Below are 14465 nucleotides of genomic sequence, written 5' to 3'. Positions count from 1 at the left end.
GCCCGGCGAGGGCTAAATATAAAGCGAGATCGTGATGCAGATTTACTGCGTCACGATCTAGTCGCCGATCTTCAGCGCGGCGATGAAGGCCGATTGGGGGATTTCCACGCGGCCGAACTGGCGCATGCGCTTCTTCCCTTCCTTCTGCTTCTCCAGCAGCTTGCGCTTGCGGCTGATGTCGCCGCCATAGCATTTGGCGGTGACGTCCTTGCGCATGGCGCTGATGGTCTCGCGCGCCACAACCTTGCCGCCGATAGCGGCCTGGATGGGGATCTGGAACATCTGGCGCGGGATCAGTTCCTTCAGCTTGGCGCAGATGGCACGGCCACGGCCTTCCGCCTGGGCGCGGTGAACGATGAAGGACAGCGCGTCCACCGGCTCGGCATTGACCAGGATCGACACCTTGACCAGATCGCTTTCGCGATATTCGTCCATATCATAGTCGAAGCTGGCATAGCCGCGGCTGACCGACTTCAGACGGTCGTAGAAGTCGAAGACGATCTCGTTCAGCGGCAGGCGATAGACCGCCATGGCGCGGTTACCGGCATAGGTCAGGTCGATCTGCTCACCCCGCCGCTCGGTGCAGAGCTGCAGGACCGCGCCGAGATAATCGTCGGGCACCATGATGGTGGCCTTGATCCACGGCTCCTCGATATGGTCGATGCGGCCGGGATCGGGCATGTCGGCCGGGTTGTGCAGCAGGATCATCTCGCCATTGGTGAGATGGACGCGATAGACCACGCTGGGCGCGGTGGTCAGCAGGTCGAGGTTGAATTCCCGCTCCAGCCGCTCCTGGATGATCTCCAGGTGCAGGAGGCCGAGGAAGCCGCAACGGAAACCGAAGCCCAAGGCCGCCGAGGTTTCCGGCTCGTATTCGAAGCTGGCATCGTTCAGACGCAGCTTGGCCAGGCTGTCGCGCAGGTCCTCGTAATCCGAGGCATCGATGGGGAACAGGCCGCAGAAGACCACCGGCACATTGGGCTTAAAGCCGGGCAGCGGCTCGGCGGCGGGGCGGCGCTCGTCGGTGATGGTGTCACCCACCTGGCAATCGGCCACGGCCTTGATGCCGGCCTGCAGAAAGCCCATCTCGCCCGGCCCCAGGCTTTCCACCTTGACCATCTTGGGCGTGAAGAAGCCCACCGAATCCACTTCATAGGTGGCCCCGGTCGCCATCATGCGGATCTTCTGCCCCCGGCGCAGATAGCCGTCCTTGACGCGGACCAGGATGACCACGCCGAGATAGGAATCGTACCAGCTGTCGACCAGCAGCGCCTTGGTCGGCGCCTCGGCATCGCCTTGCGGCGGCGGCAGGCGCTTGACCATGGCTTCCAGCACGTCCTCGATGCCGATGCCGGTCTTGGCCGAGATCATCACGGCGTCCGAGCAATCCAGGCCGATCACGTCCTCGATCTGCTGCTTGACCCGGTCGGGCTCGGCGGCGGGCAGATCGATCTTGTTCAGGACCGGCAGGATCTCGTGATTGTTCTCGATGGCCTGATAGACGTTGGCCAAGGTCTGGGCCTCGACACCCTGGCTGGCATCGACCACCAGCAGCGAACCTTCGCAGGCGGCCAGCGAGCGGCTGACCTCGTAAGCGAAGTCGACGTGGCCGGGCGTGTCCATCAGGTTCAGCTGATAGGTCTGACCGTCCTGGGCCTTGTAGGACAAGCGCACGGTCTGGGCCTTGATGGTGATGCCGCGCTCGCGCTCGATATCCATGGAATCGAGGATCTGGTCGCGCATCTCGCGCTCCTCGATGCCGCCGCATTTCTGAATCAGCCGGTCGGCCAGAGTCGACTTGCCATGGTCGATATGGGCGATGATCGCGAAGTTGCGGATGTGCTTCAGGTCCGTCATATCATGCGCTTTCCGAAATTTGCCGGAAGATAGGATAACGGCACGGCCGAAGCAATGGCCGTGCCGGGTTCACTCCCTTTCCGCAGGTGCCAGAGCACCCCTCATCCTTCGAGACGCCGCTGATGCGGCTCCTCAGGATGAGGAATGATTCAATAGCCTCACCCTGAGGAGCCCCAAAGGGGCGTCTCGAAGAGCGAGGCGGACCGCGCAGAGTGCGGCCCGCCTTATTGTTCAGCCGCGCAGCACGCCGCCGCTGACCTTTACCACGGCATCCACCACCTTCTTCGAGACCGCCTCGATCTCTTCGTCGGTGAGGGTGCGGTCCTGCGGCTGCAGGGTCACCGAGATGGCGACAGACTTCTTGCCCGCTTCCATCTTGTCGCCCTGATAGACGTCGAAGACCGAAACCTCGGTGATCAGCGCCTTATCGGCGCCCTTGGCGGCGCGCAGCATGGCTTCGGCGGCGACATCGGCATCGACCACGAAGGCGAAGTCGCGTTCCAGCGCCTGGAAGGGCGAGGCCTTCAGCAGGGGCTTGGCCTTGGTCGCCTTGGCCTTGGGCTGCGGGATGACGTCGAGGAACAGCTCGAAGCCGACCATCGGCCCGTCCACATCCACCGCCTTCAGCACGCGCGGATGGATCTCGCCGAAGCTGGCGACGACCTTGTTGCCCAGCTTCAGGCAGCCCGAGCGTCCAGGATGATACCAGCCCGGCGCATCGGTCGAAACCTGAAGGTTCTCGGCCGGGCCACCGGCGGCAGCGATGGCGGCCAGGACATCGGCCTTGGCGTCGAAGACATCGACGGCACGCGGCGGCTGCCCCCAATGGCGCGGACCGGTCGCCCCGGCGCGCAGGCCGGTCGCCACGCGATGCTGCTTGCCCGGCTCGTCCCCGAAGAATTGCGGGCCGATCTCGAACAGCGCCAGATCCTTCATGCCGCGCGCGGCATTGCGCCCGGCGGCGGCGATCAGATTAGGCAGGATCGAGGGACGCATGGCGTCCAGGTCTGCACTGATGGGATTGGCCAGGGCCAGTTCCGGCTGCCCGCCGCCGAACAATTCGGCGAAGGCCTGGGACGTGAAGGACCAAGTGACGGTCTCGACCATGCCCCGGCCCGCCAGGGAGCGGCGCACCCAGTTGTCCCGCTTCTGCGGCGCGGTCAGGATGGTGCGCGGCATGGACGGACGCGGCAGCAGGACGACGGGGATGTTGTCGTAGCCATAGACGCGCACGACCTCTTCCACCAAGTCATGCTCGGCGGTGATGTCGGCACGCCAGGACGGCGGCACCACCAGCAGCGTACCGTCCTGCTCATTCACCTCGCAGCCCAGATCCTTGAGGATGCGGATCATCGCCTCCTTGGACATCTCCACGCCGCCCAGTTCGGCCACACGGGACGGCCGCAGAGTGGCGGGATGGCGCCATTCCGGCAGCGACCCGGCGATGACCGGTTCCGAGGCCTCGCCGCCGCAGAGATCGATGATCATGCGCGTCGCCAGTTCCATGCCCGGGATCACGCTTTCCGGGTCGACATGGCGCTCGAAGCGGTGGCGGGCATCCGAATCGATGCTCAGCTTGCGCCCGGTCATGGCGGTGCGCACCGGATCGAACAGGGCCGATTCCAGGAACACCGTCACGGTGTCTTCGGTCACGCCGGTCGGCGCCCCGCCGATGACGCCCGCCAGGCTCTGCACGCCCGCCTCATCCGCGATCACGGTCATGCCGTCGTCGAGGACGTAGCTCTTGTCGTTCAGGGCCTCCAGCGTCTCGCCCGCCTTGGACAGGCGGACATGCAGGTCGCCCTTCAGCTTGTCGGCGTCGAAGACGTGCAGCGGCCGGGCCAGGTCGAAGGTGAAGAAATTGGTGATGTCCACCAGCACCGAGATCGGGCGCAGGCCGATGGCGGTCAGGCGATCCTTCAGCCATTGCGGGCTTTCGCCATTCTTCACGCCACGGATGCAGCGTCCGGCGAAGAGCGAGCAGGCCGAGGCGGTCTCGGGCGTGAAGTCGAGACGCACGCCGATCGGGCCGGTGAAAGAAGCCGGAACCGGCTCGACCGTCAGCGGCTTCAGGCGGCCCAGCCCGGCGGCGGCCAGATCGCGCGCGATGCCGCGAATCCCTAAGCAATCCGCACGGTTCGGCGTCAGCGAGATGTCGATGACCGGATCGAATTCCATGACATCGACCAGCTTGGCGCCGACCTGGGACGAAGCCTCCAGCTCGGCGATGCCCTCGTGATCCTCGCCCAGGCCGAGTTCACGCCAGGAGCACATCATGCCCTGGCTTTCGACGCCGCGCACGACGCCCTTCTTCAGCACGTCGCCGGTCACGGGGATACGCGCGCCCGGCTGGGCCAGGATGACCTTCAGCCCCGCCCGCGCATTGGGCGCGCCGCAGACCACCTGGATGACCCCCGAGCCGGTATCGACCTTGCAGACGCGCAGGCGGTCGGCATTAGGATGCTTCTCGGCTTCCTGGATGCGCGCCACAGTGAAGGGCTGCAACTGCGCCGACGGGTCCTTGACGTCCTCGACCTCGAGGCCCAGCGCCGTCAGCTTCTCGACGATCTGGTCCAGGCTGGCTTCGGTATCGAGATGCTGCTTGAGCCAGGACAGGGTGAATTTCATCGCGTCAGCCCTCCGGTCAGGCTCGGCACATCAATGGGCAGGAAACCGTAATGCTTCAGCCAGCGCAAATCGGAATCGAAGAAGGTGCGCAAATCGGGGATGCCGTATTTCAGCATCGCCACGCGCTCGATCCCCATGCCGAAGGCGAAGCCTTGATACTCGTCGGGATCGATGCCGCAATGACGCAGCACATTGGGATGCACCATGCCGCAGCCGAGGATTTCCAGCCAGTCGGCCCCGGCGCCGATCTTCAGCTCCCCGCCCGCGCGCGAGCAGCCGATATCCACTTCCGCCGAGGGCTCGGTGAAGGGGAAGAAGCTGGGACGGAAACGCACCGGCACGTCGTCGACCTCGAAGAAGGTGCGGACGAACTCGATCAGGCAGCCCTTGAGATGGCCCATATGGGTCGCCTTGTCGATCACCAGGCCTTCGATCTGGTGGAACATGGGCGTATGGGTCATGTCGCTGTCGCAGCGATAGGTACGGCCCGGCGCGATGATGCGGATCGGCGGTTTGGACTTCAGCATGCTGCGGACCTGCACCGGCGAGGTATGGGTGCGCAGCAGCAGGCGCGAACCGTCTTCCTTCTCGGGCAGGAAGAAGGTGTCGTGCATCTGGCGGGCCGGATGTTCCGGCGGGAAGTTCAGCGCCGTGAAATTATGGAAATCGTCCTCGATGTCGGGACCTTCGGCGACCTCGAAGCCCATCTGGCCGAAGATGGCGATCATCTCGTCCATCACTTGGCTGATGGGATGGATACGGCCGGTGGTTTCGGGGCGCACAGGCAGGGAGACGTCGACGCGCTCGGAGGCCAGGCGCGCATCCAGCGCCTTTTCCTCGAGCTCGGCCTTGCGCGCATCCAGCAGCGCCGCGACCTCGTCCTTCACCGCATTCAGCGCCTGACCGGCGGCCTTGCGGGCCTCGGGGTCCATCTGGCCCAAAGTCTTCATCAGGCCGGTGATCGAACCCTTCTTGCCCAGCGTCGAGACACGCAGATTTTCCAGCGCGTCCAGGCTATCGGCATTCGCCGCCGCCTGCAGTGCCTCGGCACGGAGGCGATCAAGATCCTGCATCGGGATTTCCTTATCTCGGACAAACGAAAGGGGCACGCCATGGGCGCGCCCCTTCCCGGTATCCTACTCGAAACGCGCGTTTGGGAACGCGATCAAGCAGCCTTGGACAGGGCCGCCGAGGCCTGCTGCACCAGGGACTTGAAGGCCTCGGGCTCGCGGGTGGCGATATCCGAGAGAACCTTGCGGTCGAGCTCGATGCCAGCCTTCTTCAGGCCGTTCATGAAGCGCGAATAGGTCAGGCCATGCTGGCGGGTGCCGGCATTGATGCGCTGGATCCACAGGGCGCGGAAATTGCGCTTCTTGTTGCGGCGGTCACGATAGGCGTAACGCAGCGCCTTTTCCACGCGCTGGATAGCGACGCGGAAGCAGTTCTTGGCGCGGCCGCGATAACCCTTGGCCAGCTTGATGATCTTACGGTGACGGGCGTGAGTGGTGACGCCCCGCTTAACACGCGCCATGGATCAGACTCCGTAGGGCAGGAAGAATTTGCGGACGATGATCTGATCGGGCTCGGCCAGCACCATGGTGCCGCGCGCCTGACGCTTCATCTTCTGGCTCTTGGCCGCGAGCAGGTGGCGCTTGTTGGCCACGTTGCCTTTGACCTTGCCCGTGCCGGTAAGGCTGAACCGCTTCTTGGCGGCGCTCTTCGTCTTCATCTTGGGCATTTCGTATTCCTTGGTTCGGGAACGATGACTGGGACGCCGAGGCAGCCCTAGCCCCTGACATCCGTGAAGGGGAGCTTTATAAAGATATCCCCCCGCCTTTGCAAGCATGTGCAGCATGGCGGGCTTGCTTCCCGTAGGGCCTCGCTCCTTCATCCGTCATGCCCGCGAAGGCGGGCATCCATGCCGCCGCCGCGCCTTCCGGGACCAGATCGTGACGCAGTAAATCTGCATCACGATCTCGCTTTGACATTTGCCCTCGCCGGGCGCGCGCCTCCGCACGCTTGGCCGCGGCCTCAACGGCCGCTCATCGCAGCTTGCGTCATATTTGACGCAAGCTGCTCTAGCATGGACTCCCGCTTGCGCGGGAGTGACGAAGGGAACAGTGCTTTGTCAGCAGCCCGTGCCGCATATCCCTTGCCTCCCCCCGAAAGACAAAACCCGCCGCAAATGAATGCGGCGGGTTTTAAAAGTCGGATAGCCTGTCTCTTAGCGCGGAGCGATCACCATGATCATCTGCCGCCCCTCAAGCTTCGGCATCTGCTCGACCTTGGCGATTTCGTCCAGTTCGGCACGCACCCGCTCAAGCACTTTCATGCCCAAGTCCTGGTGAGCCATCTCGCGGCCGCGGAAGCGCAGGGTGACCTTCACCTTGTCGCCTTCCCCGAGGAAGCGATGCATGGCGCGCAGCTTCACCTGGTAATCGTTTTCGTCGATATTGGGGCGGAGTTTGACCTCCTTGACCTCGATAACCTTCTGCTTCTTGCGAGCTTCGTTCTTCTTTTTTTGGTTCTCGTATTTGAACTTGCCGTAGTCAAGGATCTTGCAGACAGGCGGTTCGGCGTTCGGCGAGACCTCGACCAGATCGAGGCCGGCTTCCGCCGCCATTTCCAAACCTTCTCGCAAGGACACGACCCCGATCATTTCGCCGTCGTCGTCGATCAGGCGAATGGTGCGGGAATCGATCTCGGTGTTAACGCGCGGCCCTTCACGGGTGGGCGCAATCGGTGGCCTGGCTATAGAGACTTCTCCCTTACTAGAATAACGTTACGGGTATGCCCTACTCTGCCCGTTCCGGACCTCCGAAACAGCGGGGGCACACCCAGCCTTAAGCCGCTGGCGGAGCGGCTTCCTGCGCCAGTGTAGCAACGGCTTGCTCCAGCGCAAGAACTTCTTGCTGCTGACCGCCCAGACGGCGCACCGCAACGGTGCGTTCCTCGCCTTCGCGTTTCCCGACGACCAGGATCACCGGGACCTTGGCAAGGCTATGCTCGCGGACCTTGAGATTGATCTTCTCGTTTCTCAGGTCAAGGTCGGCACGCAGTCCCGCCGCGTCAAGGGCCGCCTTCACTTCGCGCGCATAATCGTCGGCATCATTGGTGATGGTCGCCACCACCACCTGGAGCGGCGCCAGCCACATCGGGAAGCGACCGGCGAAATGCTCGATCAGGATGCCGATGAAGCGCTCGAACGAGCCCAGGATGGCGCGATGGAGCATGACCGGGCGCTTGCGCGAGCTGTCGGGGGCGATATAGCTGGCATCCAGACGCTCGGGCAGCACGAAGTCCACCTGCAGCGTGCCGCACTGCCAGTCGCGGCCGATGGCGTCGCGCAGGGTAAATTCCAGCTTCGGCCCGTAGAAGGCGCCTTCGCCGGGATTGAGCGTGGTTTCCAGCCCGGCGGCCTTGGCCGCTTCCAGCAGCGCGCCCTCGGCCTGGTCCCAGACCTCGTCGCTGCCGGCGCGCACCGCCGGACGGTCCGAGAATTTCACCCGCACGTCCTCGAAGCCGAAATCCTTGTAGACGGATTTCAGCAATTCGCAGAAGGCCACCGTTTCGGCGGTGATCTGGTCCTCGGTGCAGAAGATATGGGCGTCGTCCTGGGTGAAGGCACGCACGCGCATGATGCCGTGCAGCGCCCCCGACGGCTCGTAGCGGTGGCAGGAGCCGAACTCGGCCATGCGCAGCGGCAGGTCGCGATAGCTCTTCAGGCCATGGCGGAAGATCTGCACATGGCAGGGGCAGTTCATCGGCTTCACCGCCAGCACGCGTTCGTCGGGCGTGTCGATGGTGAACATGTTCTCGCCGAACTTCTCCCAGTGGCCCGACGCTTCCCACAGGGAACGGTCCACGAGCTGGGGCGTGCGCACTTCCTGATAGCCCGACTTTTCCAAGCGGGTGCGGATATAGCTTTCCAGGGTGCGGTAGAGCGTCCAGCCCTTGTGGTGCCAGAAGACGCTGCCCACGGCCTCTTCCTGGATATGGAACAGGTCCATCTCCTTGCCGATGCGGCGATGGTCGCGCTTTTCGGCCTCCTCCAGCATGTGGAGGTATTCCTTGAGTTGCTTCTCGGTCGCCCAGGCGGTGCCGTAGACGCGCTGGAGCATCTCGTTGCGCGAATCGCCGCGCCAATAGGCGCCGGCCACCTTCATCAACTTGAAGGCATTGCCCAGCCGGGCGGTCGAGGGCAGGTGCGGCCCGCGGCAGAGGTCGATGAACTCGCCCTGGCGATAGAGGCTGATATCCTCGTTGCTGGGAATCGAGGCGATGATCTCGGCCTTGTACTTCTCGCCGATGCTGTCGAAGAACTTGACCGCCTCGTCGCGGTTCCACACCTCGCGCCGGATCGGCTCGTCGCGGGCGACGATCTCGCGCATGCGGGCCTCGATCTTTTCCAGATCGTCGGGCGTGAAGGGCGTGGAACGGGCGAAGTCGTAATAGAAGCCGTTCTCGATGGCCGGGCCGATGGTCACCTGGGTTTCGGGATACAGCTCCTTGACCGCTTCGGCCATCACATGAGCGGCGTCGTGGCGCAGCAGTTCCAGGCCTTCCGGGTCCTTGCCTGTGACGATGGCCAGTGTGCAGTCGCGGTCGAGGACGGTGTAGAGGTCCTTCATCTCGCCATCCACCTTGATGGCAAGAGCGGCCTTGAACAGGCCCGGACCGATATCCTTGGCGACGTCGGCGCCGGTCACGGCACCGTCATACTGGCGAACGCTGCCGTCAGGCAGGGAAATAGCAACCATGAAACGCTGTCTCTTCGTTCGAGAAACCCGGGAAACCGGGAGAGTAGAAGGATTCGGGATCAAGTCAAGGCACCGGGTACCGCCCCAGCCTCAAGGCCTGGGCAGAAGTGGTGCAAAGGCCGACCATAAGTCATCTTCGCGCAAATCGGCCAGAGGGGAATGCTGCAACACCTCGACTTTGCGCCCTAACGGACGGCACTCCCGCGGGTCGGAGGCATCCGAGAACAGGACGAATGTAGGACAGCCCGCCACCGCCAGCAAATGCACCGGCCCCGTATCGTTGCCCAAAGCCGCCGAGGCGCCGCGCCCCAACTCGGCCAAGGCGGCGAAATCCGTCCGTCCGCACAGATCGAGGGCACAGGGGCAGGCCGCCGTGATCTCGCGCAGGATATCCGCCTCCGCCGCCGTTCCCACCAGGACCGGCGTGAAGCCCCGTTCCAGCAGCCGACGCCCCATCGCCGCGTAAAGCGCCGCCGGCGCGCGCTTACCGGGCCGCTTGGGCGAGGCACCGGGCACCAGCAGGACATAGGGCGCGTTCACCCCCAGCCCCGAGATATCCGCGCGCAGGAAAGAGATATCGGGCAGCGGCACGTCGCGGATGCCCGCCACGGCCAGTTGCTCGCAATATCTGACGAAAGCCTGGCGCGGCGGATCGGGGGTGTTGGGGCAGTAAAGGCTGGCGCCCTTGATCACGCCGCTCCATTCCAGCCGCCGCCCCGGTGTCATCAGCGCATGGAGCAGGCGCGTGCGGTCGTTGCGCTGGAAGTCGTAGACGCGCTGGAAATCACGGCGGCGCATCTCGCGGACCAGATGCAGCCAAGCCCGCAGGCCCTTGGCCCGGCCGATCGGCAGCACCTCGTCGAACAGGCCGCAGGCACGGCCCAGGCTTTCGAAGGGCGGCGTGGTCAGCAGGGTGATGCGGGCGTCGGGATGGGCGCGGCGGACGGCCTGGAACGGCCCCAGCGCCACGATCATGTCGCCGAAGGCGCCCAGCTTGATGACGAGAATGCGCTGCACCGCCAAAGCCTCAGGCCCCGGCCTCGTCGCTTCCCGCCGTCGGCTCGGGCAGGGCCAGCACCTCGCGGTAGACCGCCAGGGTCTTGTCGCACATGCGCTGGCGCGAGAAGTTCTCGCGCACATGGGCCATCGCCCGCTCGGCGAAGAGCAGGCGGCGGTCGGCGTCATAGTCCAGCGCCTCGGCGATGGCGGCCGCCAGGGAGACCAGGTCGTTGGGCTTGCACAGCAGCCCCGTCTCGCCTGGAATCACCGTCTCGCGCGCGCCGCCGTGATCGGTGGCGATCACCGGGCGGCCCATGGCCTGCCCCTCGATGATGACGCGCCCGAAGGCTTCCGGATCGGTCGAGGCCGAGACCACCACATCGGTCAGCATATAGGCCGCGGGCATGTCGTTGCAGTGATCGACCAGGTGGACCACCTCGGTCAGGCCCTTCTGGCCGATCAGCCGGGTCAGTTCCTCGCGATAGCCGCTGCGCCCCTGGTCCGATCCCACCAGCAGGCAGCGGATGTCCTTGCGCCCCAGCAGGGCCAGCGCCTCGATCAGCACTGTCTGTCCCTTCCACCGGGTCAGGCGGCCGGGCAGCATCACCACCTTCACGTCGTCGGGTAGACGCCAGGCGCGGGCCAACTGGATGATGCGTTCCTGGCTGACCTTGGCCGGATCGAATTTCGCCAGGTCCACGCCACGATGGATGACGCGCATCCGCCGCACGTCCAGCCCATAGAGGCGCAGGGCATGCTCGGCGATGAAGTCGGAAATGGCGATCACCCGCTCGCCGCGCACCATCACGGAATTGTAGTGGTTCTTCAGCCAGGTCCCGCGATTATAGGTGCCGTGGAAGGTAGTGATGAAATGGGCGCCGGTGGCCTTGGCCGCCGCCATCGCGCTCCAGGCCGGGGCACGCGAACGGGCATGGATGATATCCACCCCGTTTTCGCGGATCACCTGTTCCAGCCTGCGGATATTCTTACGCAGCACCAGCGGGTTCTTGCTGTCCAGCGGCAGGGTGATGTGTTTTCCCCCCACCCGTTCCAGGTCGTGGACCATCGGGCCGCCCGACGAGGCGACCAGGGCGGTCCAGCCGGCTTCGACCAGGGCCTGGGCCACTTCGACGGTGCCGCGCTCGACCCCGCCGGTCACAAGCGACGGCAGGACCTGAAGGACGACGGGTTGACGGCCGGAAGCAGGAGCGGCACCGTTCGGGCCAGACAGTTCATTCATGGAAGTGTAGCGATGCAAGACGATCAATTCTCCGGAGCGGCCGGGATATTAACACGCGAGGACGGCGCGTCCATCGCCTATCACGCCCTGCCCGGAAAGGGGCCGGGCGTCGTCTTCCTGCACGGCCTGAAATCGGACATGCAGGGCACCAAGGCATTGGCGACCGAGGAATGGTGCCGCAGGAACGGTCGCGCCTTCGTGCGTTTCGACGCCTTCGGCCATGGCCAATCCTCGGGCGATTTCGTCCACGGCACCATGACCCGCTGGGCCGGTGACGCCGTGGCCGTGCTCGACCACCTGACCGAGGGCCCGCAGATCCTGGTGGGGTCGAGCATGGGCGGCTGGGCCGCCCTGCTGGCCGCCTTGCAGCGGCGCGACCGCATCGCCGCCCTAGTCACCCTGGCCGCCGCCCCCGATTTCACCGAAGAGCTGATGTGGCACGATTTCAGCGCCGAACAGCGCCGGCAGCTCCTGGAACAGGGCTGGACCGAGCTGCCCAATTGCTATAGCGACGAACCCTACCGCATCGGCCGCGCCCTGATCGAGGATGGGCGCAACAACCTGCTGCTGCCCGACATCATCAACCTCCACTGCCCCGTCCGCCTGATCCACGGCCAAAAGGACGAGGACGTGCCCTGGCGCACCGCCCTGCGCCTGTCGGAACAACTGGCAAGCGAGGATGTCGAGATGATCCTGGTCAAGAACGGCGACCACCGCCTGTCCTCGCCTGCCGATATCGCAAGGCTCTGGCAGGTTCTCGACAGCCTGGCCGAGAAATTGGCGGAATAGGCCGATGGACGAGCCCTTCAAGGAGCGGGAGCATTGGGCTCGCGTCGCGGCGGAATGGATTGCCTGGGCGCGCTCCCCCAGGCATGACGCCTTCTGGGCCTATCGCGAGGCACTGCTAGCCTATCTCGGCAAGGGCTGCGGCAAGGCGCTGGAGGTCGGATGCGGCGAAGGCCGCATCTCCCGCGAGTTGAAAGGCCTGGGATACCGCGTCACCGCATTGGACGCGGTCGCCGAGCTTGTCGAAGCGGCCCGTCAGGCGGAATCCGCCCACGCCTATGCCGTGGCGGATGCCCGCGACCTCCCGTTCGAGGACGGCGGCTTCGACCTGGTCGTCGCCTATAACGTCTTGATGGGCGTAGAGGATGTCCCTGGGACGCTGAAGGAGATCCGGCGGGTCATGCGTCCCGACGGGCAGCTTTTCATTTCCATCGTGCATCCGTTCCGGGACCGGGGAAATTTCGTCACGTCGCAGCCCGATGCTCCCTTCGTGCTGAAAGACACCTATTTCGGGCGCCAGCGCTTCGAAGGGGTTGAGGAACGGGACGGCCTGCGGATGCATTTCGCCGGATGGTCGCAGCCTCTGGAGGCCTATGCGGCCGCCCTGGAAAAGGCTGGCCTGGCCATCACCTCCCTGCGCGAACCGATCCCCGATCACGGCGAAGGCGAGGAACATCTGAAGCAATGGACGCGCATTCCCATGTTCCTCTGGCTCAAGGCGCGCCCGCTCGGTTCCGCCGAAGCATGAGCCGAGCGGCCCGGGCAGGCGCATCAGCCGGGAAAGGCCTCGACCGGAAACCTTAACCGCACCACCGTCCCCTCGCCTTCGCGGCTGTCGATCTCCATGCGGCCGCCGTGAAGCTCGACGAAGGATTTCGCCAGAGGCAGGCCCAGCCCGGTGCCGCCGTAGCGGCGGGAAAGGCGGCTGTCGACTTGGCCGAAGGGCTGCAGGGCACGGGCGAGGCCTTCGGGGCTCATACCGATGCCGGTATCGGCGACGGTGATGAGGACGCCGCCCTCCTCGGCGCAGACGCTGACATCGACACTGCCGCCGGGCGGGGTGAACTTGATGGAATTGGCGATCAGGTTCAGCAGCACCTGCTTGATGCGCAGCGGGTCGGCGTCCAGCACCGGCAGGACCGGGGCGATATCGGCGGAAAGCGCCACCCCGGCCTCGGCCGCGCGGTCCTGAAGCAGCCGCATCACCGCCTCGACCACGCAACTCAGCATGACCTTCTCGCAGCGCAGCTCGAACTTGCCCGCCTCGACCTTGGCGAGGTCCAGGATGTCGTTGATGACCGCCAGCAGATGCCCGCCCGACTGGGCGATATCGGCGAGATATTCACGGTAGCGGGGCGAGCCAAGGGGGCCGAAGACCTCGCTGCGCATCATGTCGGAGAAGCCGATGATAGCATTGAGCGGCGTGCGCAATTCGTGGCTCATATTGGCCAGGAACTCGCTTTTCGCGCGGTTGGCCATTTCCGCCTGTTCCTTGGCCGCCGCCAGTTCGCAAGTGCGCTCGGCGACCCGGCTTTCCAGTTCCTCATGCGCCCGCGCCAGTTCCTCATGGGCGCGGGAAAGCGCCTCGTGCGCCTCCCGCAGGCGTTCCTCGCGCGCCTTCATCTCGGTGATGTCGCCCACCGAGCCGACCATGCGATAGGCCCGCCCCTTCTCGTCGCGCAGGGCCAGCCCGCGCGTCAGCACCCAGCGCCAGCCACCGCCCGGAATCTGGACGCGGTATTCGCATTCGAAATGATCGCTGAAGCCCTTCAGATATTCGATCAACCGGGTGCGATAGAGCACGCGGTCCTGGGGGTGGATGACATGCAGCCATGCCTCGCTGGTGGTGCGCACCGTCTCGGCTTCCATCCCCAGGATCGAAAGCAGCCGGGCCGAAAGGTAGAGTTCCCTGGTGGTGGCGTTCCAATCCCACAGCCCCTCGTTGGGGCCGCGCATGGCCAGCGCGTAACGTTCCTCGCTCTCGCGCAGGGCCTGCTGGATGCGCGCCGACTTTTCCCGTTCGGCTTCGAGTTCGGCGATACGCTTTTCCAGACGCGCGATCTTCTCGGCGTCGGTTTCCACGACCGATGAAATCACTCCCATTGGCGCCTCCCTTGGCGCCCTTTTTTTATCCGGCGCCCTTATTGGAAAAGGATTACACCACAGAGGGATAGCCGCCGCCAAGACCCATCCAT

12 protein-coding genes are annotated in these 14465 nt (G+C 64.8%); 2 read left to right on the top strand and 10 right to left on the bottom strand.

Features of this window, described 5'->3' with window-relative positions; translation table 11 throughout:
• Positions 1-57: 57 nt before the first annotated feature.
• From lepA to EPD66_RS12615, 9 genes are all read right to left on the bottom strand, one after another.
• Entirely contained in the window at positions 58-1857 is a 1800-nt protein-coding gene (gene lepA, locus EPD66_RS12655; protein WP_142848881.1) for a translation elongation factor 4, read from the bottom strand.
• 231 nt (positions 1858-2088) lie between these two features.
• Complete coding sequence (gene pheT / locus EPD66_RS12650; RefSeq protein WP_142848880.1) at positions 2089-4485, bottom strand: phenylalanine--tRNA ligase subunit beta; 2397 nt, start codon at positions 4483-4485, stop codon at positions 2089-2091.
• Positions 4482-5558 (bottom strand): phenylalanine--tRNA ligase subunit alpha, encoded by a 1077-nt coding sequence (gene pheS, locus EPD66_RS12645; protein WP_142848879.1) that lies wholly within the window; start codon positions 5556-5558, stop codon positions 4482-4484. Before pheS ends, pheT begins: the two co-directional genes overlap by 4 nt.
• Before the next feature lie 92 nt (positions 5559-5650).
• A complete protein-coding gene (gene rplT / locus EPD66_RS12640; protein WP_142848878.1) occupies positions 5651-6016 on the bottom strand; it encodes a 50S ribosomal protein L20 in 366 nt (121 codons plus the stop codon).
• Between the two features lie 3 nt (positions 6017-6019).
• On the bottom strand, positions 6020-6223 hold the full coding sequence (gene rpmI / locus EPD66_RS12635) for a 50S ribosomal protein L35 (protein ID WP_142848877.1): 204 nt from the start codon (positions 6221-6223) through the stop codon (positions 6020-6022).
• A gap of 486 nt (positions 6224-6709) precedes the next feature.
• On the bottom strand, positions 6710-7225 hold the full coding sequence (gene infC / locus EPD66_RS12630) for a translation initiation factor IF-3 (protein WP_142848876.1): 516 nt from the start codon (positions 7223-7225) through the stop codon (positions 6710-6712).
• A 103-nt stretch (positions 7226-7328) separates the two neighbouring features.
• Entirely contained in the window at positions 7329-9245 is a 1917-nt protein-coding gene (gene thrS / locus EPD66_RS12625; RefSeq protein ID WP_142848875.1) for a threonine--tRNA ligase, read from the bottom strand.
• Between the two features lie 90 nt (positions 9246-9335).
• Positions 9336-10262 carry a glycosyltransferase family 9 protein gene (locus EPD66_RS12620; protein WP_185961399.1) on the bottom strand — a complete coding sequence of 309 codons (927 nt, stop codon included), beginning with the start codon at positions 10260-10262 and terminating at the stop codon, positions 9336-9338.
• Positions 10263-10272: 10 nt separating this feature from the next.
• Positions 10273-11484: a glycosyltransferase family 4 protein gene (locus tag EPD66_RS12615; RefSeq protein WP_142848873.1), complete on the bottom strand. Its 1212-nt coding sequence runs from the start codon at positions 11482-11484 to the stop codon at positions 10273-10275.
• A 12-nt stretch (positions 11485-11496) separates the two neighbouring features.
• Between EPD66_RS12615 and EPD66_RS12610 the strand changes: the two genes are divergently transcribed.
• Together EPD66_RS12610 and EPD66_RS12605 are read left to right on the top strand one after the other, a co-directional pair.
• The gene (locus EPD66_RS12610) at positions 11497-12273 is read left to right on the top strand and encodes a carboxylesterase (RefSeq protein ID WP_142848872.1); all 777 of its coding nucleotides are present in this window, start codon (positions 11497-11499) and stop codon (positions 12271-12273) included.
• Positions 12274-12277: 4 nt separating this feature from the next.
• Positions 12278-13018, top strand: a complete 741-nt coding sequence (locus EPD66_RS12605) for a bifunctional 2-polyprenyl-6-hydroxyphenol methylase/3-demethylubiquinol 3-O-methyltransferase UbiG (protein ID WP_142848871.1) — start codon at positions 12278-12280, stop codon at positions 13016-13018.
• A gap of 23 nt (positions 13019-13041) precedes the next feature.
• Here EPD66_RS12605 and EPD66_RS12600 read toward each other — a convergent pair whose 3' ends face one another.
• Positions 13042-14373 carry a PAS domain-containing hybrid sensor histidine kinase/response regulator gene (locus EPD66_RS12600; RefSeq protein ID WP_142848870.1) on the bottom strand — a complete coding sequence of 444 codons (1332 nt, stop codon included), beginning with the start codon at positions 14371-14373 and terminating at the stop codon, positions 13042-13044.
• Positions 14374-14465 lie beyond the last annotated feature (92 nt).

The organism is Telmatospirillum sp. J64-1 (genome assembly GCF_006980715.1).
Taxonomy (GTDB): domain Bacteria; phylum Pseudomonadota; class Alphaproteobacteria; order Rhodospirillales; family Magnetospirillaceae; genus Oleiliquidispirillum; species Oleiliquidispirillum nitrogeniifigens.
This window is presented reverse-complemented; position numbering and strand designations above follow the sequence as displayed.

Bases quoted from the DNA above. Each gene is read 5' to 3' on its own strand.
- lepA (WP_142848881.1), bottom strand. From the start codon at position 1,857: ATGACGGACCTGAAGCACATCCGCAACTTCGCGATCATCGCCCATATC.
- pheT (WP_142848880.1), bottom strand. From the start codon at position 4,485: ATGAAATTCACCCTGTCCTGGCTCAAGCAGCATCTCGATACCGAAGCC.
- pheS (WP_142848879.1), bottom strand. From the start codon at position 5,558: ATGCAGGATCTTGATCGCCTCCGTGCCGAGGCACTGCAGGCGGCGGCG.
- rplT (WP_142848878.1), bottom strand. From the start codon at position 6,016: ATGGCGCGTGTTAAGCGGGGCGTCACCACTCACGCCCGTCACCGTAAG.
- rpmI (WP_142848877.1), bottom strand. From the start codon at position 6,223: ATGCCCAAGATGAAGACGAAGAGCGCCGCCAAGAAGCGGTTCAGCCTT.
- thrS (WP_142848875.1), bottom strand. From the start codon at position 9,245: ATGGTTGCTATTTCCCTGCCTGACGGCAGCGTTCGCCAGTATGACGGT.
- EPD66_RS12615 (WP_142848873.1), bottom strand. From the start codon at position 11,484: ATGAATGAACTGTCTGGCCCGAACGGTGCCGCTCCTGCTTCCGGCCGT.
- EPD66_RS12610 (WP_142848872.1), top strand. From the start codon at position 11,497: ATGCAAGACGATCAATTCTCCGGAGCGGCCGGGATATTAACACGCGAG.
- EPD66_RS12605 (WP_142848871.1), top strand. From the start codon at position 12,278: ATGGACGAGCCCTTCAAGGAGCGGGAGCATTGGGCTCGCGTCGCGGCG.
- EPD66_RS12600 (WP_142848870.1), bottom strand. From the start codon at position 14,373: ATGGGAGTGATTTCATCGGTCGTGGAAACCGACGCCGAGAAGATCGCG.